Raw genomic sequence first — 24,029 nt, forward strand, 5'->3', positions numbered from 1 at the left:
GGTCACCACGGCCTCCGAGCACTGCGCAGCACCAGCGTGAAGAACGGCGCACCGACGAACGCCGTCACGACGCCCACCGGCAGCTCGCCGGGCGAGACGACGGTGCGCGCGACGAGGTCGGCGACCACCAGGAACGTCGCGCCGACCACCGCCGCCAGCGGCAGCACGATGCGGTACGACGAGCCGGCCAGCATGCGCACGATGTGCGGGACGACGATGCCGACGAAGCCGATCAGCCCGCTGACCGACACCGCGGCCGCCGTGCCCAGCGTCGCCGCCAGCACCACCGCCAGCCGAACCCGCGACGCCGGGACGCCGAGCGTACCGGCCTCGTCGGGCCCGACGCTGAGCACGTCGAGCAGCCGCCGGTGCGCCAGGATCACCAGCGCCGACACCGCGATGTACGGCAGCACGGCCAGCACCTCGTCCCACCCGGCGGTGAGCAGCCGGCCGAGGATCCAGCCGTACACCTCGCGCAACGAGTCGGAGTTGCGCTGGTTCACGAAGGTCTGCACCGACGTCAGGAACGCCGCGACCGCGACCCCGGCCAGGATCAGCGAGTTCGTGCTGCGCCCGCCGACGCTGCGGCCCAGCGCGTAGGTGGCGGCCACGCCGAGCACGCCGCCGGTGAACGCGGCCAGCGGCACCAGCAGGCGGTTGCCGCCGGAGACGATCGCGAACGTCGCGCCGAGCCCGGCGCCGGCGGCGACGCCGAGCAGGTACGGGTCGGCCAGCGGGTTGCGGAACACGCCCTGGTACCCGGCCCCTGCGAGCGCCAGCATGGCGCCGACCAGCAGGCCGAGCACCACCCGCGGCGCGCGCAGCTGCCAGAGCACCGCCGCCTCGCGGTCGTCCAGCCCGCCGGCGAGGTCGACACCGGGGACGAGGTTGACGATCTCGGTGACGACGCCACGCAGCGGCAGCCCCGCGGGCCCGACCGTCAGGCCGAGCAGGACCGCCGCCACCAGCACCGCCAGCGAACCGAACAGCCAGCGCCGGGGCAGCCGGACCGCCCGCAACGTCGCCGTCGCGGTGTGCTGGTCGGTGCCCACGGCCCTGCTCACGGGCGTCAGTCGACCGTCGCGAGCGCCGCCCGCTCCTCGACCACGACACGCAGGAAGTCGACGATGCGCGGACCCCAGCGGCTGGCGATGTCGGGGTCGACCTCGACGATGCGATCCTGCTGCACCGCGGTCAGCTGGTCCCAGCCGGGCCGCGCGGCGATGTCGTCGGCGGTGACCCCGCCGGCCCCGCCGTCGGCGAAGAAGACGATCTCCGGGTTCGCGGTGACGATGAACTCCGGCGACAGCTGCGGGTAGCCCCCGGCGGCGTCGGGCGCCTCGTCGGCGACGTTCGCCAGGCCGGCCATGGCGTAGATCTCGCCGATGAACGTGCCGCTGGTGACGGTGTACAGGTTGGCGTCGAGCTCGTGGTAGTACGTCACCGGCGGCGCGTCGGCCGGCACCTGCGCGACCAGTTCGTCGATGTCGGACTGCATGGTGCCGACGACCTCGGCGGCGTCGCCGACGTGGCCCGTCACGGCGCCCAGCTGCTCGAGCTGCGTGTAGGTGTCGTCGAGGGTGGCCGCGGCCGGCAGGACGATGGCCGGGATGCCGATGGCGGACAGGCCCGAGACCAGCTCGCCCGGGTCGTTGGAGGCGACGACGAGGTCGGGGTCGTAGCCGACGATCGCCTCGACGTTCGGCTCGAACGCGGACAGCTCCGTCGTCGGCGCCTCGGCCGGGTAGTTCGAGTACGAGTCGGCCGCGACGACGGCCTCACCGGCGCCGATGGCGAACAGCATCTCGGTGGCCGTGGCCGACAGCGAGACGATCTTCTCCGGCTGCTCGGTGAGCTCGACCGGCCCGTTCGCGGTGTCGACGGTGACGGGGAACGCGGCGGCGTCGCCGGCATCGGCGGCCGGGGCCGACGAGGGCGCGTCGCTCGGCGCTGCCGAGTCGCCGTCGTCGTCACCACAGGCCACGAGGACGAGCGGGAGCGCGGCCAGCAACAGGGCGGCCCGCGCGGGACGGGTGGATCGCAACGTACGCCTCCTTCACGACGGTGAGGGGGCGCCGATGGCCGGTAGCCACCTGCGAACCGCCCTTCTACCGAGGACGAATCCGAGCCACGAGGCTGGCGACCTGACTCGTCCGTCCGCGGCAGGCGGGCGGCTTCACAGTTGCGGGACAGCGCCGGAATCGAACCGGACTTCGCAGACACTCGTCGCACCCGGGCCGGAGCCCGGGCATTCGCGATCCTATCGTCTCCGGCGCTGTCCGTTGCTCGCGCCGGTCAGAGTGGGCGGTTGCAGTAGCCGTGCCAGGTGCCGCCGTAGCGGTCGTTGAGCGTTCCGCCGCGCGGGTGCGGGTACGCCGCCCAGGTGCTGGCGCTGCCCGTCGACAGGTACCAGTCGCCGATGTACGCGGTGCCGAACCCACCGGACGGCTTCTGCCAGCCGATCCTCCAGACGTACCGGTCACCGTTGATGCCGCACAGCCCCGAGGAGTCGAGGTACCAGTTCGTCACGTAGACACTGTTGCCGTTGTACAGCGTCACCTCGCGGCCGGTGCCCCGGTCGAGGACGCGGACACCCGACGCCGGCGCGCTGGTGATGGTCGTGCACACCTCGTCGTAGTAGTACGGGGGGAAGTTGATGGAGAACCGGCAGTTCCACAGGTTCGCCGCGGCGACCGTCTGCTCCGTCGCACCGGCCGCCGCCTGCGCCGGAGCACCCGCCCCGGCGAACAGCCCGCCGATCAGCACCACCACACCCACGAGTGTCCTCAGCCTTCTCCGCATGACTCCTCCAGACTCGGTCCGCCCTGGACCATGATCGGAGTGTCGTCCGGGCCGGCGTCGCGTCGGCGTCGGCGCTGCGTCACGGCCGCAGCAGCGTGAGCTCCACCGCGTCGATCGACTCGGGGTCGCCGACCATGTCGATGGCGACGATGCGGTCGCCGTCGAAGGTGAACCGGAACAGCGCCTTCGGCCGCCCGCCCGGCGCATATGCGGCCGCCGGGACGCCGTCGAGGAGGACGGTCTCGGCGTGCGCCGCGCGGCCGGAGAAGACGCCCGCGACGGCGTCGGCGCCACGCAGCAGCCTGGCCAGCTCCGGTGCGCCCTGCGCCCGGCCGGCCCGCGCATTCTCGATCGCGACCTCGTCGGCCCGGAGCACGACGTCGGGGTCGAGCAGGGCGAGCAGGTCGTGGAACTGGCCGTTGCGCGACGCCGCCAGGAACGCGTCGACGACGAGCCGCTGCCGGGCCGGATCGGCCGACGACGACCGTGCGCCCTGAACCCGGCGACGGGCCCGGCTGGCCAGCTGGCGGGTGGCGGCCGGCGTGCGCTCGAGGATCGCGGCGATCTCGTCGAACGGCATCGCGAACAGGTCGTGCAGGACGAACGCCAGCCGCTCGGCGGGCGCGAGCGAGTCGAGCACCACGAGCAGCGCCGGGCCGACGGAGTCGGCCAGCACCACCTCGCCCTCGGGGTCGGGCGCGGCGTCGTCGGCCGTGGCGGTGTCGCGCTCGGCGTCGTCGAACGGGTCCTCGCGCCGCGACGTCCGCGAGCGCAGCATGTCCAGCGCCACCCGCGACACGACGGTCGTCAGCCAGCCGCCGAGGTTGCGCACGTCGCCGGTGTCGGTGCGGCTCAGCCGGAACCAGGCCTCCTGGACGGCGTCGTCGGCCTCCGTGGCCGAGCCGAGCATGCGGTAGGCCACGGCGTGCATCCGCGGCCGGTTCTCCTCGAACCGCTCGGCCAGCCAGTCGTCGTCGTGCATCGGGTCTCCCGTCGTCACTACGTTGACGCGCGGCGGGCGCCGGATGTGACCGCACCGCGCACCAGCAGCTCGGCGAGGTGCAGGCCGCGCACCCCGGCCAGGTGGCCGGCCTGCGTGCGGCAGGACAGCCCGTCGGCCAGCAGGACGGCGCCGGGCGGGGCCGCGCGCAGGGCCGGCAGCAACGCGGTCTCGGCCACCGCGACCGAGACGTCGTAGTGGCCGCGCTCCATGCCGAAGTTGCCGGCCAGCCCGCAGCACCCGGCCAGCACGGTGAGGTTCGCGCCCAGCTCGCGCAGCAGCGCCTCGTCCGGCCCGTACCCCATGACGGCGTGGTGGTGGCAATGCGGCTGCACCACCACGTCAAGGCCGCCGAGGTCCGGCCGCTCCCACGCGTCGTCGCCGGTCAGCAGCTCGGCCAGCGTCACGGTCCCGGCGGCGACGACGTTCGCGCGCGGGTCGTGCGGCAGCAGCTCGACCAGGTCCGAGCGCAGCACGGCCGTGCACGACGGCTCCAGCCCGACGATCGGCACGCCCTCGTCGGCATACGGCGACAGCGCGTCGACCAGCCCGGTCAGCCGGTGCTTCGCGGCCGTGAGCTGCCCGGTGGTGATCCAGGTCAGCCCGCAGCACACGCCCGGCGGCGGCGTCAGCACCTCGTACCCGGCCGACTCGAGCAGCTCGACCGCGGCCACCCCGATGGACGGCGACAGCAGGTCGGTGAAGGTGTCGACCCACAGCAGCACGCGCGGCCGGTGGTAGGTGGACCCCGCCCCGGTAGGGAGGGACCCCACCCTACGGGCGGGCACCGACACCCGGCGCTTGAACCACCGGTGGAACGTCATCGGCGCGAACCGGGGGATCGACCGGCGCGGGTCCATGCCGCCCAGCCGCAGCGCCAGCCGCTCGATCGGGCGGACGGCGAGCAGCGCGTTCAGCGGGCGGGCGAACCGCGACGCCGGGACGGCCCAGCGGGGCAGCCGGCCGAGCGTGTAGTGCGTCCACGGCCGCCGGCGACCCGCGTAGGCGCGGTGCAGCACCTCGGACTTGTACGTGGCCATGTCGACGCCGGCCGGGCAGTCCGTGCCGCACGCCTTGCAGGACAGGCACAGGTCGAGCGCTTCGTGCACCTCCGGCGCGCGCCAGTCGCGGGCGACCAGCGAACCGTTCGCCAGCTCCTGCAGCACCCGGGCGCGGCCGCGCGTCGACGTCGTCTCGTCGCCGACCGCCACGAACGACGGGCACATGAAGCCGCCGCTCGCGGTGAGGTCGGCCCGGCACTTGCCGACGCCGACGCAGCGGTGCAGCGCGTTGGTCACGTCGCCGCCGTCGTGCGTGAACGCGAACCCGTCGGCGGCGGGCAACGGCCGAGCGGCCGGACGGCGCAGGTCGCGGTCGAGCGGCGCGGGCCGGACCACGACCTCCGGGTTGAGCCGGTCGTCGGGGTCGAACAGCGCCTTGAACCGCTCGAAGACGCCGATCATCCGGTCGGAGTACAGGTACGGCAGCAGCTCGCCGCGGGCACGTCCGTCGCCGTGCTCGCCGGACAGCGAGCCGCCGTAGCCGCCGATCAGCCGTGCGGCGTCCGTCATCAGCGACCGCAGGGCGGCCCCGCCGGTCTGCAGCGGCAGGTCGACGCGCACGTGCACGCAGCCGTCGCCGAAGTGGCCGTACGGCGATCCGGCCAGGCCGTGCTCGGTCAGCAGCGCGTCGAGGTCGCGCAGGTACGCGCCGAGGTGCTCGGGCGGCACGGCGGCGTCCTCGAGCCCGGGCCACGCCTGGGCGCCGTCGAGGGTGCGGCCGGCCAGCCCGGCGCCGTCCTCGCGGATGCGCCAGATCGCGCGCGCCTCGGGCCCGTCCGGCAGCACCCGGACGGCGGCGGTGCCGGCGTCGCTCGCCAGCACAGCAGCTTGGTCGGGCGTGCCGACCTCGACCAGCAGCCAGCCGTCGCCGGCGGGCAGGCCGGGGACGGTGCTCGGGCCGCGGCCGCGGCGGACGGTCTCGACGATGCGGAGGTCCAGACCCTCCATCGCCAGCGGCCGGTGGGTGAGCAGCGCCGGGACCGCGTCGGCGGCCGAGGCCATGTCCGGGTAGCCGAGCACCACGAGCACCGGGCTCGGCGGCGTCTCGACCAGCCGTACAGTCGCCTTCAGGACGATGCCGCAGGTGCCCTCGGTGCCGACCAGCGCCTTGGCGAGGTCGTGGCCGTGCTCCGGGAGTAGGTGCTCCAGCGAGTAGCCGGAGATCTGCCGGCCGAACCTGCCCAGCTCGGTGCGTATGACGTCGAGATTGCCGTTGACCAGCGCGGACAACCCGGGGACGGCGTCGAGGTCGCGGCCCGCGGCGAACCGGCGGCCGGCGCCATCGAGGACGTCCACCTCGAGCACGTTGTCGGCGGTGCGGCCGAACGCGAGCGCGCGGGAGCCGCAGGCGTTGTTGCCGATCATGCCGCCGACGGTGCACCGCGACCACGTCGACGGGTCCGGCCCGAACCGCAGCCCGTGCGGCGCGGCTGCCCGTTGCAATGACCCGAGCACCACGCCGGGCTCGACGACGGCGATCCGCGCGTCGGGGTCGACCATCTCGATGTGGTTCAGGTGCGCCGACAGGTCCATGACGATGCCCGGCCCGACGGCGTTGCCGGCCACCGAGGTGCCGCCGCCGCGCGCCGTCACCGCGACACCGTGCTCGCGGGCCACCGCCACGACGCCGGCCACCTCGTCGGCGTCGCGCGGGAACACCACGGCCTGCGGCACCACCCGGTAGTTCGACGCGTCGGCCGAGTACTCGGCCCGCCGCAGCGCCGACCCGTCGACCTCGGCGATGCCGTGCGCCCGCAGCGCCGCGACGAGCTGGTTCACACCGGGCCGGCCACGGGGTTGACCAGCGGCTCCAGCCCCGACACCTCGCAGCGGGCGACGTCGCCGGCCGTGACGACGACGGCGCCCGGCGTTCCCGTCGAGATGATGTCGCCGGGGTAGAGCGGCATGACCTTGCTGTGGAAGCTGACCAGGAACGCGGGCGAGAACCGCATGCGCCCGACGACGTTGCTGCGGCGCTGCTCGCCGTTCACGACGGTGCTGACCTCGACGCCGGCGAGATCCGGACCGCCCGGCTGGGCGGCGAGCGCCTCGGCCAGCGGGACGATGTGCGGGCCGAACGAGAAGAAGCCGGGGAAGTTCTTCGAGCGGGTCAGGAAGCGCGGGTTGCGCTGCAGGATGTCCTCGGCGGTCTGGTCGAGGACGGCGCACAGGCCGAACACGTGGTCGAGCGCGGTGTCCTCGTCGACGTTGCGGCAGTAGCGGCCGATGACCAGGCCGACCTCCGCCTCGGCCGTGACGCGCTCGCTCTGCACGGGCAGCGGGATCGGCTCGCCCGGCCCGATGATCGTGTGGTTGCCCTTGATGAACGACGCCGGCTCGTCGGGCACCACCTCGGCGAGGTCGGCCGCGTGATCGACGTAGTTGAGGCCGATGCCCCAGATCTTCGGCGGGTTCCGGTACGGCGCCGCGTACGTCACCTCGTCCGCCGGCCGGAACGCGGCGCCGTCAGCGGTGGCCGCCGCCTCCTCCACCTCGTCCATGCGCCGGTCGGCGATCAGCGACATGACGTCGCCGGTGAACTCCGGCAGCAGGTCCGCGACCACCGCCACGCCCTTCGTCGGATGCACGACGGCGGCCCTCGGCACGTCGTCGACGAGGATGGACGCCAGGCGCATGGGTCTCCTTCGAGTCGCGGCTGGATGCCCACCCATCGTAGGCAGCGCGGGGCGCGCCGAGGGTGCGGTCAGCCGTGCTCGCGCAACTGCCGCTCGTGGTCGTCCACGCCCCAGGCGACCAACGGCTGGAGCGCGCGCATCAGGCTCTGCCCACGCTCGGTCGGCCGGTACTGCACGAGCACGGGCGTCGTCGGCACGACGGTCCGCTCGATCAGCCCCTCGGCCTCCAGCTCCTTGAGCCGCTGGTTCAGCAGGCGGTCGGAGATGCCGTGCACCGCCGCGCGATACTCCACGAACCGCCGTGCCCCGCGGACGCCGGCCAGCATGATGCCGCCGCTCCACTTCTTACCGATGATCTCGATATAGCCGGTGAAGAGGCGGCACTTCTCGTCGTCGATGTGCTCGAACCCGGTCTCCGGCCGGTCCGGCACGAGTCTGGTCTCGATAGCCACGCACTCATGGTAAGTCGCTAACGGGCAGTTGGCCAACTGCGCTCTGGATCCGCAGACTGAGGAGCGTGAACTACGGCCACCGTCTCGAGTTCGGCACCTTCATCACGCCCACCAACCAGTCGCCGCAGACGCCCGTTCAGCTCGCGCAGCTGAGCGAGCAGCTCGGGTTCGACGTCGTGACGTTCCAGGACCACCCGTACCAGCCGGCGTTCCTCGACACGTGGACGCTGCTCACCTGGGTCGCCGCACAGACGTCGCGGGTGCGGCTGTCCGCGAACGTGCACAGCATCCCGCTGCGCACGCCGGCCGTCCTCGCGCGGGCCGCGGCCAGCCTCGACCTGCTCTCCGACGGACGGGCCGAGCTCGGGCTCGGCGCGGGCGGCTTCTGGGACGCGATCGAGGCGATGGGCGGACGGCGGCTCGCTCCGGGCGAGGCCGTGCAGGCGCTCAGCGAGGCGATCGACGTCATCCGCGCCCTGTGGGACGTCGACGCGCGCGGCGGCGCCCGGGTCGGCGGCGAGTTCTACCGGCTCGACGGCGCCAAGCGCGGCCCGGCGCCGAAACATCCGATCCCGCTGTGGATCGGCGCGCTGAAGCCGCGCATGCTCCGGCTCATCGGCGAGAAGGGCGACGGCTGGCTGCCCAGCCTGCCGTACCTGCAGCCCGGCGACCTGCAGCGCGGCAACGCGATCATCGACGAGGCGGCCCGATCGGCCGGACGCGATCCGCGCGAGATCCGCCGGCTGGTCAACCTCGGCGGCCGGTTCGCCTCGTCGCGCGCCGGGTTCCTCCAGGGCACCAGCCAGGACTGGGTCGACGACCTGCTGCCGCTGGTGGTCGAGGACGGCATCGGCACGTTCATCCTCACCGGCGACGACCCGCGGACCATGCAGCAGTTCGCCGAGGAGGTCATGCCGGCGCTGCGCGAGGCCGTCGACGACGCGCTGCCGGCCGGCTCGGCCGGGGAGCGGATCCGCCCCGCGGCGGCCATCGCGGCCCGCCGCGACGGCATCGACTACGACGGCGTGCCGGAGGCCCTGCGCGACACCGCCGTCGAGCCCGGCGACCCCGGCTACCGGACGGCACGCGGCGGCTACCTGCGCGGCGGCGCGCCCGGCCTGGTGCTGCGCCCGTCCACGACGGACGAGGTGGTCGAGGCGCTGGCGTACGCGCGGCGCCACCCCGACCTCCCGCTCGGCGTTCGCAGCGGCGGCCACGGCATCAGCGGACGGTCGACGAACGACGGCGGACTGGTCATCGACGTCGGCGGACTGAACGGGATCGAGGTGCTGGACGCTTCACAGCGGCTGGTGCGGGTCGGCGCCGGCGCACGGTGGGCCGACGTGTCGGCGGCGCTGGCTCCGCACGGGTGGGCGTTGTCGTCCGGCGACTACGGCGGGGTCGGGGTGGGCGGGCTGGCGACGGCCGGGGGGATCGGGTACCTGTCGCGGTCGCACGGGCTGACCATCGACCACCTGCGGGCGGCCGAGGTCGTGCTGGCCGACGGGTCCGTCGTCCGGGCCAGCGAGACGGAGCACCCGGACCTGTTCTGGGCGGTCCGCGGCGCCGGCGGCAACGTCGGCATCGTCACGTCCTTCGACTTCGTCGCCGACGAGGTGGGCGACGTCGGCTGGGGCTTCCTCACCCAGGTGCCCGAGGACGTCACCGACTACCTCGTCCGCTGGGGGTCCGTCGTCGAGAACGCGCCCCGCGACCTCACCAGCTTCCTCGTCATGGGCCCGCCGCGGAACGGCCAGCCGGCGGTGGCGCAGAGCCGCAGCGTCGTCGAGTCCGACGACCCCGACGTCGTGATCGCGCGGCTGCAGGAGATCGCGTCGATCGCGCCGCTCTACGACCAGGAGGTGACGATCACCCCGTACGCCGGCATCATGCAGAACGTCGCCGCCACCGCCCACGTCGCGACCGGCGAGCCGGTGGCCCACAGCGGCCTCGTCGAACACGTCACGCCCGAATTCGCGGCGGCGGCCGCCGCGGCGCTGACCAGCGGTGCGATCTACTTCTTCCAGCTCCGCGCCGTCGGCGGCGCCGTCTCCGACGTCCCGGCCGACGCGACGGCGTACGCGCACCGGTCGGCGAACTTCTCGGTGACGGCGATGGGCGCCAACGCCCGGCGGCTGGACGAGGCGTGGGCGACGCTGCGGCCGTTCTTCTCCGGCATGTACCTCAGCTTCGAGACCGACCAGAGCCCCGAGGCGCTGGCCGCGGCCTTCCCGCCGGCCACGATGCAGCGGCTGCGCGAGGTCAAGGACCGCTACGACCCCGCCAACGTGTTCCGCCACAACTTCAACGTCGCGCCCAGCGCCACCCCGGCGGCCGTGACGAGCTGACCGTCAGGGCCGGTGCGCCCACAGGAAGTCGACGTAGCCGGGTGGGACGGCGGCGCCGGTCGCGAGCATCCAGTGCACGCGGCTGGCGCCGACCAGCGCGAGCGTCGCCCGGCAGCCCGCCTCGACGTCGTCGCGCGAGACGAGCCCGCCGGCGCCGGCCAGGTAGTCGTCCAGCAGGGCGGTCCGCGCGCCCAGCATGAGGTGCGCGAGGTCGGCCCCGACCGGCGCTGCGCCCAGCGTGCCCCAGTCCAGCGCGACGGTGTCCGGCCCGTCCGCGCGCAGATTGTCCGGATGCACGTCGCCGTGGGAGAGCACGTGCGGCAGCGCGGCCAGCCGCGACAGCAGTTCGTCGCGGCGCGACCACAGCCGCCGCGCCCGCTCGTCCGCGTCGACGGCGGACCAGTCGAGCTCGGAGACCGCGACGCGCTGCGCCAACTGGTGACCGCCCAACCACGGCACGTCCGGCAGCACGGCGCCGGCCTGCCACGCGCCCAGCTGCAGCGCCGCCGTCCGCACGTCGGCCGGCGTGGATCCCACGTCCTCCAGGTACACCGTCTCGTCGACGACGCCGTGGCAGCGCGGCGCCCGCAGCCCCGGCCCGTCCGGCAGCAGGCCCGACGCGTACGCCAGCGGCTCGCGCCGCCAGTACGCCCAGTGCCGCGGGTCGGTCGCGCCGTGCCGATGCCGCCCCGACGTCAGGGGACGGAACTCCTTGCGGATCGCCGTCGCCGTACCGCCGCCGCGCAACCGCACCGTCACCCGCGTCAACCCGGCGGTCGCCGCGCCGGTGCCCTCGCGCAGCGGCGTCTCCTCCGCCTCCGTCACGTCGGCGGGTGGGCGGCCGGTGAGGCTCAGCAGGACGGAATCGGGCAGCACCGGGACACGATAGACCAGTAGTCGTTACTGACGCCCGGTGCATTGTCGCCGGTTATTCTGCGGACATGTCCCAGGCTCCTGGCCAGCTGCGCTATCGGGGGCGCTGCGTTGACTGCGCCTGGATCGGCCGCCAGTTCGTCCGCTACACCACGGCCGACGCGGCGGCGCGCGATCACGCGGGCGCCCACCAGCACACCACGTTCGTCGCCGACCAGTACGAGATGCGCATCGTCGGCTCGACCATCAGGCCGACGCGCACCCGTCTGGCCTAGCCGATGACCTCGCATGGCGCCCCCGTACCGGGGTACTGAAACGGGGGACAGACCCCGGTGCGGGGACTTGGCCACCTCGGTGCGGGGGCTGGGCGTGAGGTGACCCGAGACCAGCCATACCCTCGAAGCTGATCATCGAACAGGGCCGAAGGTCCGTGGCTCGCCGCACGTGGCCGTCGTCGCCGTTGGCTGGTGGAGACGAGGGGAATCGAACCCCTAACCCCCGCCTTGCAAAGGTGCGTCGCCAGCCTAGCCCCGACCTGTGGGTATTCCTGGTCCTGGTCGTTGCGCTCGCCCTGACCGTGATTGACCGACTCCGCGCCTCGGTTCCCGCCGAGTGTGGCACGTTCATGGCACGCCGCTGCCCCTCCCTCACTCCGCCCCGTCCTCCTCATAACTGCCGCCTCAAGGCCGGAGCGGAGCGTGTCAAGGGTGGCGCTTGCGCCATCGCGTGCGACGGCCGAAGGCCGCCCTTGACTCGTGGAGTGGAGGCCGGACAATCGCGGCATGAGGGGGATGGGACCGGACCGCCCAGCTCGTCCGGTGGCGGCGAAATCGGCCCCCTGGTGCGCCACGATCTGGTGCCTAGGGTCAAGGTAGGCCCCCACGGGCGTGATGAAGAGGCCACACGCTCCGGGGGACTTGGGAGCGCAGGCCGGGGCTTACGCCTCGTGGAACTCCCGAGCCAGCGGCGGCCTGGCGCGTCGGCTCCCCACGCGCCGCGCTTCGTGGGGGCGTGACCGCGTCCTCGCGACATGAGGGCGCCGGACGAGGACCGCCCAGCTCGACGGGGCATCGGTTCGGCTCAGCGGTGCTGTCCGGCTCGATATCGTCTCGTGGTCGACGGCGGCGAGCTGGTGAGTAGCGCCTAATCCTGGACAGTGGCCGGCGGGCTGCTGTTGGATCACCAGGCCGGTGACAGGTGAGACACGTTCTCACTTCGTCACCGGCCTGTCTGCGTGCTGGCCGCCCGGCCCGGTCGCCCGGAACGGCCGAAGGCCGCACGCCCGGCGTGCCGGGCGGGCGGCTGCGGTGCGCGAAGCGCGCCGCCTTGACGGAGTAAAGAAAGTTCTCACCACGCATCAGCGTCACCGGGCCGGGGCGGGGTGAGGTGGTGATAATTGCGCCGCTCGCGGCCTACTGACGGGAGCTGGGGCTGTCGGCTCTGGCTGGCTGGGCGGTTGTCAACGGGTCGAGGTCGGACGGATGTCAACTGGGCCGAACCGGTGCGCCACGCTCGGATCTGTGCCGCCCCAACCGGCCCCGAGTGGCGTCGACTGGCCTGGCCTGCCCGCCCCAGGTGCTCCAGGATCGGCATGCCGACTAGTGGAAGGACCAGCCTTCATTCTTGATGATGTCGATAAATCGCCCGTGCTTAACACTCCGCTGTGTGCAGACATAGGGAATTTTCGGCGTCCCCGGACCGCCATTCTTCTCACCGGAAATGACCATACACCTGTGCACTTCGGCAACCGCGATCACGAATGGGTCGGCGGCGTTCTTCCTGCCCTGTGTAACCCAACTCGGAAATTGCTGCACAATCGCCCCAGAAATTGCAGCGATAGCCGCATCGGTAGTTTTTACACAACTTGCGCGGGCAGCACTGGAATCGCTGCACCACTCCTTAACCGGGGCGTCCGTAGAAATCGCCTCGTTCCAGGCCTCTTCTGACATAAGCAAGCGCCCCTCTGCTATAAGTGCGTCGACTTGCTCCCATAGGCCAGGAAAATTTGCGGGTGGGTAGTATCGTTCAATTCCGTCAACAAGGCCGCTGGTATCAAGGGAGTAGATAACAGGGTTCGGAGCCGCCGTCATGACAGGTCCTCCCCAACGACGCTCGCCAGCTTGGGAACCTTGTCGTATGTAACTTCTAGGAGTTGAGCTAGGTCCCGCGAGCTTAGCAAGTCGTCGTTGTAGGCCTCAAGAACCTGATGGACGAAACGCCGACCGAGATCACGCGCCTTAAGCTGATAAAAGATGGGCGAGTCTTTCCCCGCGCGCTCTACCTTCTCCTGGACCTTATATGCCCGATACGCCGCCTCGAACTCCGGCTTGAGTCTCCTGTAGTCCTCCCAGCTCGCGCGTCCGAGGTCAATCATCCTCACGACGGCAGCCTCGCCACTGGCGCCAAAATCGTTACCTAGGGCGCGGGCGATATCGATGGTCAGCGCCGAACCTCGAAGACCGCCTAGGACACTAAGGAAAGTCGGGCGAGGCATAAGGACTGATGCGGCCACGCGGTCACACGCGCGCTCCACTTCCGCGTCGCCTTCCTGCTGCAGGTCGCAAAGTCCGCTGGAACGGAAACCGACGTGCGCGAGTTCATGTAGGAGCGTGAATGCCTTACCTCTCGGCGAGTCAGCCCCGTTTAGCGCGACAACTGGGCACGCCCCATCAGCGAGTGAAAATCCCCGCATCACTTTTGTGTCGACCCGCTGGACCTGGATGATCGTCACATTCAGGCTCTCGGCACGTCTGATCAATTGTCGGAGGAAGTCCTGTGCGCGCAGCACGACCGCCTTCGGGATGTGATCAATACCGAGGGCAGTCCGGAGTGCGACGGCTGAGGTGTCCGGGTCCGCGCTCGGTGACAGGGTGAAGTCAGCCACGGTTCGCTCTGGCGGCAGTTCGAGTTCGTCGGCGATCTCGCGCAGGGCGGCCCTCTGGCGGTGCGCTCGCATGATCGCCTTTTGAAGCGCTGAGGGCGCAACTTCGGTGCGAGTTTCGGAACTTCTAAAGTCTGGCAGGGTCGGCAACTGCTCATCGGCTACCGGCTCACTCATGAACAGCGCGGCAAGCGGCCGGTGATAGGTCTCCGCCATCGTGCGCAGTTGGTTGATGGTGGGGTCGGCATCACCACGTTCCCAACTGGCGACCCGGTCGGGCCTTACGTTGATCCTCGCGGCGGCGGTCGCCAGGTCGAGACCGGCCGTCTCACGCGCCCACGCGAGTACACGAGGGTTCACCGCTATCCGCTGCACGGCAGCCACGGCACCTCCCTCAACGTGGGCTAGACCCGGTAGCCCAGATCCTAATCTTATCCGAGGAGCGTCGCCCTGTTCGACGCGCTCGACGGCTTCACTTGCGTTTATCGAACAGGAGTTCGATACTGAATTCTATGGCGCGAGTACGCAGATCTGACCCTGACAAGATCCTGGCCGCGCAGCTCGACGCGACAGCTCGACGCGCCGCGTTCGACGGGGCCACACCGGATGCCGCCGCATCGGAGTTGCGTGCGCTCGCTGATGGCCGCGTCGACATCCTCATGCGAGCGGCCGGGCATATGGCGGGCGTGTGGTCGGTGAAAGCTCGCTATGACGGCGGTGTCGCGTTGATCGCTGCGGGCTTCCTGGTCCGCGCAATGGGCACCGAGACGGACGATCTGAACCTCGCTCACTGGGTCGACGAGGGTCGGTTCGCAGCGCGCCGGACGGTGCGTGACGCTGCCGCGCTGGCCTCCTTCCAGCGCGCGCAACGGCGGAGCTCTGGGCGCTAGTTGTCCTCCACCGAACCGGGAAGATATGGCGTCCCCCTCGCCTCCCGGACGACCGTCGCCAAGGTCGTCATTGAGTCGATCACGACCGCAGCTCCGGCCGCAACAAGCTGTTCGCCCTTGCCTGACTTGTTGGCATAGCCCACCGCGTAAGCGCCAGCGCGCTTCGCCGCCACGGCATCGGTACCGGAGTCGCCTACTAGGGCACACGTTCGGATGGACACATCAAGCGTCGCAGCGGCCTCGATCAGGTAGTGAGGGCTCGGCTTCATCAGGCTCGGCTCAGGGGTTCGCCGCGCCGCGATGTAGTCCACCCGTCCCGTCAGTCCGTGCAGCCTCAAGTACGTAGCGACCGCTGCGGCGGCGTTGTTGCTGACCACCGCCAGGCGTCGCCCTCGTTCGTGTGCAGCGTCGATCACATCCACTGCGCCTGGGGTTGGCGTTGCGGTCTCGACCGCCCGCAGCTCGGCGGCGACGAGAGCGTCATGGATCGCTGCGACAACCGCCGGTCCGCCGTTCGTGCTGTAGCGGTAGATCGATAGCGGATCGTCGTCGTCTTCCAGCTCGGCGGTTACGGGCACGCCAAGGCGCCGAAGAGTGTTCCGCAGTTGCTCGGCGATTCCGGGAGCTGGGAGGCCGGCGAAGACACTGCATACCGGGCCGTCGAAGTCGAGCATGAGAACGCTCGTTCGCGAGATGAGCTCGGCAAGTGCTCGTTGCGGCTCCGCGATCACGACGCGGGCTCGATGCCGACCGTGGTCCAGATGCTCTCGAACCAACGTCGGGCTTGCTCGACGTACTGCGATCCGGTGGATTCATCGTCATCGGTGAGTGCGTGGTGGAACAGGACCGTGTCCTTGCCGCCGAGATCGTAGATCGCCGTCGTCTCGTCACCGATAGCGAGCTGGTGTTCATAGACGGGATAGAACCCGAAGAACACCTGCGCATCGTTGATGATGTAAAGCTTGAATGGCGGCGGCGTGCCGTGCACTCTGACCTCGACACTCGCCTTCTTGACCAAGCCCAGCTCGGCCAGCTCGTGCACCGAATGCGCAAGCGAGCGAACGTGCCGGTCGGTAATCTCGGCCATGCGCTCTCGAATCGGCGCGAAGTCCCCCGGTTCGCCCACGCGGCGCGGCAGCGTCCACGGCAAGGTCGTGTCGGGCACCAAGAGACGGATCGCCACATTCTGCGGAGTCAGCCGACCACTGCGGATCTTGTCCAGCGGCTCTTGCATCGCGCCGTGCAGCGTCTCGCCGCTGAACCCCGCGAAGTCGACCCGCACCGCGTCGGCCTCAAATGCCTGTTCAAGGTGTGGGCGCAGCCCGACGGGCTTCTCCGTGCGCTCACGCACGAAGACGCCACTTCCCTGTCGCGACACGATCAGGCTCTCGTCCCGCAGGATGTCGAGCGCGTTCTGGACGGTCTGTCGCGCCACACCGTAGGTCTCAGCGAGCTTGCTCCCAGATGGCAGCTTCTCCCCCGGCCCGTACTTACGAGTCAGGATCGCCGCACGCAGGGCGTTTGCCACCTGGATATACGGCGGCCGCGAGTCATCCGGATCGAGTGCCATAGCTCAAGAATACGGCCAAGCCAGCCAACCTAGACAACTTCCTTGACTTGCCTAACCTGCCTAGCTAGCCTGGACATGTGACGCCGCGTATGGCGGAGTCCGGCATCCAAGGAGGCAGTGATGGCACTGCAGGGACGTATCCCGGTCACCCACGACATGGTCTTCCCGCATGGCGCGATGGTGCGTGGTGAGGTCACCCAGGTCGACGACTTCGACCAGTCCACGAAGGACAACCGGGTCCAGGAGATCGACAAGGTCACCAAGCTGCGCGTATGGCAGGTCCGGGTCGACGACCTCGACGGCGAGGCCCGCAAGGGTCAGGAGACGATCACGGTCAAGATCCTGGCCGATGTGTGCCCCTCGCTGCCCGACCCGATCTCGGACAAGATCCCGTACCGGCCGGTCGAGTTCACCGGCATGACGGTCACGCCGTACGTGGACGACAGCCGTGGTCGGCCCCGGATCGCGTACAGCTTCCGCGCGACTGGCGTCCAGGCTCCGGGCAGCTCCCAGAGCGGCCGCCGCGAGAAGTCGTCCGACCAGCAGGCCGCGTGATGGCCGGGTCGCTCGCTCCGTCCGGCGGCGTGCTGTACGTCGATGAGTCGGTGACGGTCGACCCGCTCGACTGTGGCGTGGCCCTCGACGGCCTGAACACCGGGCCGGTTCAGCTCGTCACGCTCGATCCGAGCGTGTTGTACCGGCTGGCCGCTTGCGCGATGGTCGCCGCCGACACCCTCACCACGAAGCTCGCCAGCCAGGCGGGCACTCCTGGGGCCGTTGCCCCTCGATGAGCACCGCCGGGGACCGGACTGGCTCCTACACCTTCGGTCCCCGGCGGCTTCCATCTCCAACCCCCTGATGAGGAGGGGAGAGGCATGTTCAACCGTACCGCTCGGCCAACCTCGTGGGCCGTCCCGCTCGTACTGGCCGCGCTGCTGTTCCTGAGCGCCGTTGCTGGCACGACCGCCACCGCTCTGGGGCTGTGGTCCCGGTGAACGGCGACCCGGTCCTGTTCGGTGCCGTCGCCACAGGCGGCAAGGACGGCGCGTTGTACACCTTCGCGTGCCCGTCGTGCGGCTATCACTACTCCCGCCAGCCCGGCACGGTGTGCGCCTCGTGCTCGAAGCCGCGCAAGTCTGCGAAGTCGCCTCGACGTTCGAAGGCGGGATCGCGATGAGCCGGTGGTTCCGGCCCGCTGACCGCCCGCTGCTGCGCTGCCCGGTGTGCCGTTCGCGGACCATGCACGACCCGGTCGACCTCGGAGACGTCAACGGCGACGTGCCCGGCTTCGAGTGCAGCGAGTGCGGTGCCTTCACCGGCGCTGTGGCTGCGCGCAGGTCGAGGGCGGTGTGAGCCGTGGGTTACCGGGTCTTGTGCTGTGACTCGTGCCGCGCGACCACGCTCGATTCCGGTGAGTCCGGCGGTTGGTTCGTGTTCAACGACGCCGGGTCTGTGGCGGGTAATGCCCGCTGCCCGGAGTGTCTGCCCGATCAGGACGCGCCGTGGCGTCTGCCCGACCCGTCCCGGCTCTGACCGCCCGGAGGGCTCTCATGACGACGACTGCTGATGCTCGCCGTGACGGTGGCTGCTCGTTCTGCCGCCAGGTCACGGACCCGATGTGGATCTCGAAGGTGACGGCGCTGCTGTACTGCGACGACTGCCGCCGGATGATCCCGCGCCAGACCATCGACCGGGTGGTGTGACCGATGCCCACCCCGCTTGGCAGGACGCGCCGTCCGCGTCTGCACACCCGGCACTGCAACCGCTGCGGCGGCCGTCTCAACGGCGCTGGGATGCCGCTGTACCGGGCCGGGACGCTGTGCCCGGACTGCTGGTGCACCACCCGCGTGGAGCGCTTCGAGGCCAACATGCGCGCCGCCGTGGCCGCCCAGCTCGACGACGAAGGACTGTCCCGATGAACCCCAACACCGCTCTCACCCTCGCCAAGACGCTCCCGCTCGGCTGGATCGGCCGCCACATCCGTGGCACCGCCCACCGTGGCTGGTCCACCGTCCGGTGGCCGTTCCGCCACCTGATCCTGACCCTCACCATCGTCACAGTGGCCGTCCTTGTGACCGTCGCTGACGGGCCGCTGCTTCTCGCCGCCGCCGTCGCCCCGGTCGCGCTCGGCGTCGTCTGGCATCGGCTGCACCCGCGCTCGTTCGCGCCGATCCGGTCCCGGCTGCTCGGCTCGATCCGTGGCCCGCTGCTGTACCGGTGGCGCTGGCGTCGGCTCTGCCAGGCGTGCGGGCTGACGAAGAAACCCAACCCGAAAGGCGACGAAGAGGCACCGATCCTGGTCCGGGTGCGTGCCGTCCCGGCCGGTGACCAACTCCACGTCCGGCTGCGGGCCGGGCAGATCCCCGACGACTTCACCCGCCGCGCCGAAGACCTCGCGCACGCCCTATCCGCCCGCGAGGTCCGCGTCACCTCGCCCAAACCGGGCTGGGTGCGGCTGCTCGTCTCCCGCCGCGACGTGCTCGCAGACGGTCTCACCCTGACGACCGTTGCGCCGTCGCTCGACCTGACGCGGGTGCCGTTCGCGGTCGGGGAGGACGGCATGTGGCGGCACCGCTCCTACGCCAACGTCTCCGGCGAGGTCGGCGGGGGCCTACCCGGCTCCGGCAAGACGGCCGGCGAAACCTCCCTCGTGGCCGGGCTGATGCAAAACCCCGCCGTCCAGTTCGTGGTCATCGACGGCAAGGGCGGTCAGGACTGGGCCTGGATCGCCCCCCGTGCCTCGATCTACATCGCCGATGACGAGGACTTCACCGTCGTGCGTGACGCGCTCGCCACCGTGGTGCGGGTCGCTCAGCACCGGGTCCGGACCCAGCGCGAACGTCGCGGCAACTCGAACTACTGGAACCTGCCCATCGTGCCGGAACATCCGTGGCTGGTCGTCATCGTCGATGAGGTCCAGACCTGGACCGAGGCCCGCGCCATCACCGACAAGGCACAACGCGAGCTGGCCAACGAGATCACCGCGCTCATGGGCCGCCTGGTGAAGAAGTACCGCAGCGCGGGCGTGGTGACCCGGTTGTTGACGCAGAAGCCGACCGGCGACACCCTCCCGACCCACATCCGCGACAACACGTCGATCCGGACCGCGTGGCGGGTCAAGTCCCGCGCTGCCGCCGTCTCCATCCTCGGAGACGACGCCCTCGACGGCACCACCATCACCCCCACCGGGATCAGCGAACTCACACCCGGCGTCGCGGTGGTCGCGGACGACAAGGGCAACCTCGAACGCGTCCGCTTCCCCTACGTCCCCGAAGACCTCGCCGAACGCATCGCCACCGACACCGCCCACCACCGCCGCGACCTCCGGACACTGCTGCCGCTCGTCACACCCAGCCTCACCCCGGCCGACAGCGACGACCAGGACGACGACAGCGATGTGGCGGCATGACCGGGCGCGCCTCGCTCACCTGCCGCCGCTGCGGTCACCGCCTCGATCCCATCCTGGCTCGCCTCGGTGTGCACGTGATCTGCTGCGACCCCGCCTGCCAGCAGTGGCCGTGCGACGGTACCCACCTCGACAGTCAGGTCGCGGCATGACCTCGACCTCCACGGTGCACGCCCTCGACGTGGACCAGCTCGCCGCCCGCATCTCGGTGTCGCGCGCTGAGCAGTCCACCCGGGGGTGCTCGAACCCGATCCGGCTGCAAGGCTCGTCGGTGCATGTCGACGCCGCGACGGGTGAGGTCGTCGGCACCTACTCGTCCGACGACGAACCGGACGGGCACACCTACGTCCGGTGCGGGAACCGGCGCGAGGCCGTCTGCCCGTCCTGCTCGCGGGAGTACAAGGGCGACGCCTGGCACATCCTCATGTGCGGGCTTGCTGGTGGCCTCGGCGTTCCCGAGTCGGTGCGCACCCACCCCAGCGTGTTCGTCACCCTCACCGCACCCAGCTTCGGCCCCGTCCACCGCGCCACCGGTAAGAAGGGCCACGGTAAGAAGGCACCGTGTCGGGCACGCCGCGACCGGCCCGTGTGCCCGCACGGACGACCGCTTTCGTGCACCCGCCGCCACACCGACGACGACCGGTTCGTCGGGCAGCCGCTGTGCCGGGACTGCTACGACTACACCGCCCACGTGATTTGGCAGTGGCACGCGCCCGAACTCTGGCGCCGGACCACGATCGCCCTTCGCCGCCAGCTCGCCCGCGCGGTCGGCATGACGGTCAAGGACTTCCGCGATCTCGCCCGGCTCTCCTACACGAAGGTGACCGAGTTCCAGGCCAGGGGAGCGGTGCACTTCCACGCCGTCATCCGCCTCGACGGCCCGGCCGGACCCGACACACCGCCACTGCTCGACCTGAGCGCCGCCGACATCACCGCCGCTGTCCGCGCCGCCGCCGACCACGTCTACGCCGACGCCGCGACACCTGACGGCGGCACGCTGCGGTTGCGGTGGGGTGCCCAGCTCGACACCCGCACCATCACCCACGGCGCTGGCCGCGACGACAGCGAGGGTCCGGCACACCCGGAGATGGTCGGCGCGTACCTGTCCAAGTACCTGACCAAGTCCACGGAGGAGTTCGGGCTGCCCACCACCGGCCGCGTCCGCTCCGCCAGTGATGCCCGCCACGCCGGGGCCACCGACCACGCCTGCCGGATCATCGCCGCCGCCGCACGCCTCGTCACCGTTCACGAGGACTACCGGCCCATCGCCCGCCGCCTCGCGACGCTCGGCTACCGGGGCCACCCCATCACCAAGAGCCGCGCCTACTCCGTCACCTTCGGGTCCCGCCGCGCCGCCCGCCGCACCTGGCGACGCCGCCGCGCCCACCTCGAGCCCGATGCCGTCGTGCGGGACGTGCTCGACCTCGACCCCGCCACCGACGACCAGGTCGACGCCGTCATCACCCTCGGCTCCTGGACCTACGCCGGACGCGGCTACCTCACCGACTTCGACGCCGCCAACGCCGTCCGCACCCACACCCTGACCCGCATCCGACGCGCGCAGTAAATCCTTCGACCGCGGCTGCCGGATTCGCCCGCTGGCCAGCTGCTCCCACAGGAAATCTTCCGGCCCTCAACCTTGGAGGACATCATGTCTGTGCAGGCAGACCGACTGCTCACTGTCGATGAGGCCGCCGAAGTACTCGGCACCACCGTCCGCTTCCCTCGCCGCCTCATCGCCGAGCGCCGCATCCGCTTCGTTCGGGTCGGCCGCCACGTGCGTATCCCGGCCTCGGTGCTCGCGGCCTTCATCGCTGCTGGGACCGTCGAGCCACTGACGCCCGGTTGGTCGCGGCGGGCAGCCTGATGCCGCGCCGCCGCTCCTTCGGCAGCATCCGCAAGCTGCCGTCCGGGAAGTACCAAGCCCGCTACCGCGACCGTGACGGGCAGATGATCAACGGGCCGCAACCGTTCGACCGCAAGGGCGATGCTGAGCTGTTCCTAGCCGATGTCCAGGCATCGATGGCCCGTGGGGACTGGATCGACCCGGAGGCAGGCAAGGTCACCCTCCGCGACTACGGAACGGCTTGGCTCGCCCAACGTTCCGACCTCGCCCGGAGGACGCACGAGCGGTACGAGGGCGCGTTTCGGCTCCATGTCTGCCCCACGCTGGGCGGCAAGCCGCTGAAGGAGATCACCCCGGAGGTTGTGCGGATCTGGCACTCGGGGCTGCTGGCGGCTGGTACGCCGTGGCCCACGGTTGCCAAGGCATACCGAGTGCTGCGGGCGATCATGACGACTGCCGTCGACGACGAGCGCATCCGCCGCAACCCGTGCAAGATCAAGGGTGCTGGGGATGATCGCAGCCCGGAGCGGGAGGTGCTGAGCGTCGATGAGGTCGAGGCCGTCATGTCAAAGATCGACCAGCGCTACCAGGTGATGGTCCTGCTCGCCGCGTTCACGACGTTGCGCCTCGGGGAGCTGGCCGCGCTGCGCCGACGCGACATCGACCTCGTGGGCGGCTGGGTGCACGTCCGTCGTGCGCAAGCTGAGCTGGACACCGGCGAACTGATCATCAAAGCGCCCAAGTCCGACGCAGGCGTGCGCAAAGTCGGCATCCCCACGGATCTGATCCCGTCGCTGCGCTGGCACCTGGACACCTACTCCGAGCCTGACCGCAACGGTCGCGTGTTCGTCGGTCCCAAGGGTGGCTACGTGCGTCGGCAGAACTTCCGCCGCCTGTGGGTCAAGGCGCTGACGGCGGCAGGGCTGACAGACGTTCACTTCCACGACCTCCGGCACACCGGCAACACCTTGGCCGCTGCGGCTGGCGCGAACCTTCGGGAGCTGATGGAACGGATGGGCCACACCAGCACCCGTGCCGCCGTCATCTACCAGCACGCCGCCAAGGGCCGCGACCGTGAGATCGCGGACGGCCTGAACGTCCACATCGGCGGGAAGATGAAGCTTCCGGGGGTGGCCTCGTGACCGGCGAAACCGGGGGACTGTGGCACGTTCGTGGCATGTCGTGCCGCTCGACGAGGGCTGCTGGTGGTGTTTGCGCTGGTGGAGACGAGGGGAATCGAACCCCTAACCCCCGCCTTGCAAAGGCGGTGCTCTGCCAATTGAGCTACGTCCCCGCTGGTGCGGAGCGGCCACCGCACCGAGGGCGCAGGGCCGGACCGCGCCAGCAACCATAGCGCGTCACCGCGTTGTACAGCGAATTCATGCCCGAACCCGGGCGGCCACGCAGACCTCGCCGCGAACGGGCGAGGGCTCACGTGGCCGTCGGTGGGTGGGTCAGCGCGGGTCGGCGGGCGGGATCGGATCCGTAGCCTCAGCCCACAGGTCCTGCTCGGCCCGTCCGGACTGGTAACGGCGGTAGCCGAGGTACCCCACCACAGCCACGACCGCTCCGAACAGGATCTTCTTGTTGAACACGATGGTCCGCCTCCAGACGGTGGTCGACTCTCGTGTGAGGTTAACGCAGAGATCCCGGCGGCAGCAGGGCGACATCGGAATCACGTCACTCCAGCATGCGCTCCATCCGCATGATCTCGGCCTGCTGCGCGTCGACGATCTCCTCGGCCAGCTCGCGTGCCTCGGGATCGATGCCGTCGTCGAGCTGGGTCTCGGCCATGTCGACGGCGCCCTCGTGGTGCTCGATCATCATGGTCAGCCACATCCGCTCGAACTCGGCGCCGGTGGCGGCGCCCAGCGCGGCGAGGTCGTCCTCGGTGAGCATTCCGGCCATCTCGTGCGCGTGACCGCCCTCCAGCGGTGGCGGTACGAAGCCCCAGCGGTCGAGCATCGCGGTCATCTGGTCGATCTCCGGCTGCTGGGCGCCGGCGATGGCGGCGGCCAGCTCGACCAGCTCCGGACTGACGCCGTCGGCCGGCAGCATGGCGGCCATCTCGACGGCCTGGGCGTGGTGCGGAATCATCTGCCGGGCGAAGTCGACGTCGGCGGGGGTGAACTCCTCGTCGTCGCCGGACGAGCCGCAGCCGGCCAGGACGACGAGGGCGAGGGCGGGCAGGGCGAGGCGCCTGCGGTGCATGGGAAGTGGTCCCTTCAGGGGTGCGTGGACGGTGGCCTGGGGCGACGCCCCGG

Annotated in this window: 26 protein-coding genes, 1 tRNA gene and 1 riboswitch; of the genes, 12 read left to right on the forward strand and 15 right to left on the reverse strand. The window is 70.8% G+C overall.

Annotated features, from left to right (window positions below; all coding sequences use genetic code 11):
- Nucleotides 1–2 precede the first annotated feature (2 nt).
- The 7 genes from BLV02_RS23215 to BLV02_RS23245 all read right to left on the reverse strand — a co-directional run bounded on the left by BLV02_RS23215 (nucleotide 3) and on the right by BLV02_RS23245 (nucleotide 7,951).
- On the reverse strand, nucleotides 3–1,064 hold the full coding sequence (locus BLV02_RS23215) for a FecCD family ABC transporter permease (RefSeq protein WP_216093988.1): 1,062 nt from the start codon (nucleotides 1,062–1,064) through the stop codon (nucleotides 3–5).
- Nucleotides 1,065–1,069: 5 nt separating this feature from the next.
- Nucleotides 1,070–2,044, reverse strand: a complete 975-nt coding sequence (locus BLV02_RS23220; RefSeq protein ID WP_069109397.1) for an ABC transporter substrate-binding protein — start codon at nucleotides 2,042–2,044, stop codon at nucleotides 1,070–1,072.
- A 73-nt stretch (nucleotides 2,045–2,117) separates the two neighbouring features.
- Nucleotides 2,118–2,263, reverse strand: a riboswitch (cobalamin riboswitch).
- A 32-nt stretch (nucleotides 2,264–2,295) separates the two neighbouring features.
- On the reverse strand, nucleotides 2,296–2,772 hold the full coding sequence (locus BLV02_RS23225; RefSeq protein WP_069109396.1) for a hypothetical protein: 477 nt from the start codon (nucleotides 2,770–2,772) through the stop codon (nucleotides 2,296–2,298).
- Between the two features lie 109 nt (nucleotides 2,773–2,881).
- Nucleotides 2,882–3,784 (reverse strand): sigma-70 family RNA polymerase sigma factor, encoded by a 903-nt coding sequence (locus BLV02_RS23230; protein ID WP_069109395.1) that lies wholly within the window; start codon nucleotides 3,782–3,784, stop codon nucleotides 2,882–2,884.
- 17 nt (nucleotides 3,785–3,801) lie between these two features.
- Complete coding sequence (locus BLV02_RS23235) at nucleotides 3,802–6,642, reverse strand: FAD-binding and (Fe-S)-binding domain-containing protein (RefSeq protein ID WP_074946621.1); 2,841 nt, start codon at nucleotides 6,640–6,642, stop codon at nucleotides 3,802–3,804.
- Complete coding sequence (locus BLV02_RS23240; protein WP_069109394.1) at nucleotides 6,639–7,499, reverse strand: fumarylacetoacetate hydrolase family protein; 861 nt, start codon at nucleotides 7,497–7,499, stop codon at nucleotides 6,639–6,641. The genes BLV02_RS23235 and BLV02_RS23240 overlap by 4 nt, the downstream gene beginning before the upstream one ends.
- 68 nt (nucleotides 7,500–7,567) lie before the next feature.
- Nucleotides 7,568–7,951, reverse strand: coding sequence for a winged helix-turn-helix transcriptional regulator (locus tag BLV02_RS23245; RefSeq protein WP_083288246.1), 384 nt, complete (start codon nucleotides 7,949–7,951; stop codon nucleotides 7,568–7,570).
- A 65-nt stretch (nucleotides 7,952–8,016) separates the two neighbouring features.
- On the opposite strand from BLV02_RS23245, the gene BLV02_RS23250 reads away from it, so the two are divergent.
- Nucleotides 8,017–10,299 (forward strand): LLM class flavin-dependent oxidoreductase, encoded by a 2,283-nt coding sequence (locus tag BLV02_RS23250; protein WP_069109393.1) that lies wholly within the window; start codon nucleotides 8,017–8,019, stop codon nucleotides 10,297–10,299.
- Nucleotides 10,300–10,302: 3 nt separating this feature from the next.
- On the opposite strand, the gene BLV02_RS23255 is transcribed toward BLV02_RS23250, so the two are convergent.
- Nucleotides 10,303–11,175 carry a phosphotransferase gene (locus BLV02_RS23255; RefSeq protein WP_216093985.1) on the reverse strand — a complete coding sequence of 291 codons (873 nt, stop codon included), beginning with the start codon at nucleotides 11,173–11,175 and terminating at the stop codon, nucleotides 10,303–10,305.
- A gap of 65 nt (nucleotides 11,176–11,240) precedes the next feature.
- Here BLV02_RS23255 and BLV02_RS23260 point away from each other — a divergent pair, with 65 nt between their 5' ends.
- Nucleotides 11,241–11,447: a hypothetical protein gene (locus BLV02_RS23260; RefSeq protein WP_069109392.1), complete on the forward strand. Its 207-nt coding sequence runs from the start codon at nucleotides 11,241–11,243 to the stop codon at nucleotides 11,445–11,447.
- A gap of 1,323 nt (nucleotides 11,448–12,770) precedes the next feature.
- On the opposite strand, the gene BLV02_RS23265 is transcribed toward BLV02_RS23260, so the two are convergent.
- Together BLV02_RS23265 and BLV02_RS23270 are read right to left on the reverse strand one after the other, a co-directional pair.
- Nucleotides 12,771–13,262, reverse strand: a complete 492-nt coding sequence (locus BLV02_RS23265; protein ID WP_074946623.1) for a DUF4411 family protein — start codon at nucleotides 13,260–13,262, stop codon at nucleotides 12,771–12,773.
- Complete coding sequence (locus tag BLV02_RS23270; protein ID WP_069109391.1) at nucleotides 13,259–14,437, reverse strand: XRE family transcriptional regulator; 1,179 nt, start codon at nucleotides 14,435–14,437, stop codon at nucleotides 13,259–13,261. The genes BLV02_RS23265 and BLV02_RS23270 overlap by 4 nt, the downstream gene beginning before the upstream one ends.
- A gap of 128 nt (nucleotides 14,438–14,565) precedes the next feature.
- Between BLV02_RS23270 and BLV02_RS23275 the strand changes: the two genes are divergently transcribed.
- The gene (locus BLV02_RS23275; RefSeq protein WP_069109390.1) at nucleotides 14,566–14,943 is read left to right on the forward strand and encodes a hypothetical protein; all 378 of its coding nucleotides are present in this window, start codon (nucleotides 14,566–14,568) and stop codon (nucleotides 14,941–14,943) included.
- Here the strand turns inward: BLV02_RS23275 and BLV02_RS23280 are convergent.
- Together BLV02_RS23280 and BLV02_RS23285 are read right to left on the reverse strand one after the other, a co-directional pair.
- Nucleotides 14,940–15,617 carry an HAD family hydrolase gene (locus BLV02_RS23280; protein WP_069109628.1) on the reverse strand — a complete coding sequence of 226 codons (678 nt, stop codon included), beginning with the start codon at nucleotides 15,615–15,617 and terminating at the stop codon, nucleotides 14,940–14,942. The two genes, BLV02_RS23275 and BLV02_RS23280, sit on opposite strands and share 4 nt — an antisense overlap.
- Nucleotides 15,618–15,670: 53 nt before the next feature.
- Complete coding sequence (locus tag BLV02_RS23285) at nucleotides 15,671–16,513, reverse strand: GntR family transcriptional regulator (RefSeq protein WP_171906638.1); 843 nt, start codon at nucleotides 16,511–16,513, stop codon at nucleotides 15,671–15,673.
- 120 nt (nucleotides 16,514–16,633) lie between these two features.
- On the opposite strand from BLV02_RS23285, the gene BLV02_RS23290 reads away from it, so the two are divergent.
- From BLV02_RS23290 to BLV02_RS23320, 9 genes are all read left to right on the forward strand, one after another.
- The gene (locus BLV02_RS23290) at nucleotides 16,634–17,068 is read left to right on the forward strand and encodes a hypothetical protein (RefSeq protein ID WP_069109389.1); all 435 of its coding nucleotides are present in this window, start codon (nucleotides 16,634–16,636) and stop codon (nucleotides 17,066–17,068) included.
- A complete protein-coding gene (locus tag BLV02_RS23295; RefSeq protein ID WP_141711379.1) occupies nucleotides 17,068–17,304 on the forward strand; it encodes a hypothetical protein in 237 nt (78 codons plus the stop codon). Before BLV02_RS23290 ends, BLV02_RS23295 begins: the two co-directional genes overlap by 1 nt.
- Before the next feature lie 325 nt (nucleotides 17,305–17,629).
- Nucleotides 17,630–17,866, forward strand: a complete 237-nt coding sequence (locus BLV02_RS23300; RefSeq protein WP_141711378.1) for a hypothetical protein — start codon at nucleotides 17,630–17,632, stop codon at nucleotides 17,864–17,866.
- Between the two features lie 197 nt (nucleotides 17,867–18,063).
- Nucleotides 18,064–18,216: a hypothetical protein gene (locus BLV02_RS36710; protein WP_171906637.1), complete on the forward strand. Its 153-nt coding sequence runs from the start codon at nucleotides 18,064–18,066 to the stop codon at nucleotides 18,214–18,216.
- Between the two features lie 3 nt (nucleotides 18,217–18,219).
- Entirely contained in the window at nucleotides 18,220–18,432 is a 213-nt protein-coding gene (locus tag BLV02_RS35865; protein ID WP_141711377.1) for a hypothetical protein, read from the forward strand.
- On the forward strand, nucleotides 18,429–19,922 hold the full coding sequence (locus BLV02_RS23305) for a hypothetical protein (RefSeq protein ID WP_069109386.1): 1,494 nt from the start codon (nucleotides 18,429–18,431) through the stop codon (nucleotides 19,920–19,922). The genes BLV02_RS35865 and BLV02_RS23305 overlap by 4 nt, the downstream gene beginning before the upstream one ends.
- Nucleotides 19,923–20,067: 145 nt before the next feature.
- Complete coding sequence (locus BLV02_RS23310) at nucleotides 20,068–21,486, forward strand: replication initiator (RefSeq protein ID WP_069109385.1); 1,419 nt, start codon at nucleotides 20,068–20,070, stop codon at nucleotides 21,484–21,486.
- An 84-nt stretch (nucleotides 21,487–21,570) separates the two neighbouring features.
- Nucleotides 21,571–21,786, forward strand: coding sequence for a helix-turn-helix domain-containing protein (locus BLV02_RS23315; protein WP_069109384.1), 216 nt, complete (start codon nucleotides 21,571–21,573; stop codon nucleotides 21,784–21,786).
- Nucleotides 21,786–22,907 (forward strand): tyrosine-type recombinase/integrase, encoded by a 1,122-nt coding sequence (locus BLV02_RS23320; protein WP_069109626.1) that lies wholly within the window; start codon nucleotides 21,786–21,788, stop codon nucleotides 22,905–22,907. The genes BLV02_RS23315 and BLV02_RS23320 overlap by 1 nt, the downstream gene beginning before the upstream one ends.
- A gap of 76 nt (nucleotides 22,908–22,983) precedes the next feature.
- Here the strand turns inward: BLV02_RS23320 and BLV02_RS23325 are convergent.
- The 3 genes from BLV02_RS23325 to BLV02_RS23335 form a co-directional block, all read right to left on the reverse strand.
- A tRNA-Ala gene (locus BLV02_RS23325) sits at nucleotides 22,984–23,059 on the reverse strand.
- Nucleotides 23,060–23,219: 160 nt separating this feature from the next.
- Nucleotides 23,220–23,360 carry a DLW-39 family protein gene (locus BLV02_RS36715; RefSeq protein ID WP_169790490.1) on the reverse strand — a complete coding sequence of 47 codons (141 nt, stop codon included), beginning with the start codon at nucleotides 23,358–23,360 and terminating at the stop codon, nucleotides 23,220–23,222.
- 85 nt (nucleotides 23,361–23,445) lie between these two features.
- Complete coding sequence (locus BLV02_RS23335; RefSeq protein WP_069109382.1) at nucleotides 23,446–23,976, reverse strand: DUF305 domain-containing protein; 531 nt, start codon at nucleotides 23,974–23,976, stop codon at nucleotides 23,446–23,448.
- Nucleotides 23,977–24,029: the final 53 nt, after the last annotated feature.

This window comes from Jiangella alba, assembly GCF_900106035.1.
Taxonomy (GTDB): Bacteria; Actinomycetota; Actinomycetes; order Jiangellales; family Jiangellaceae; genus Jiangella; species Jiangella alba.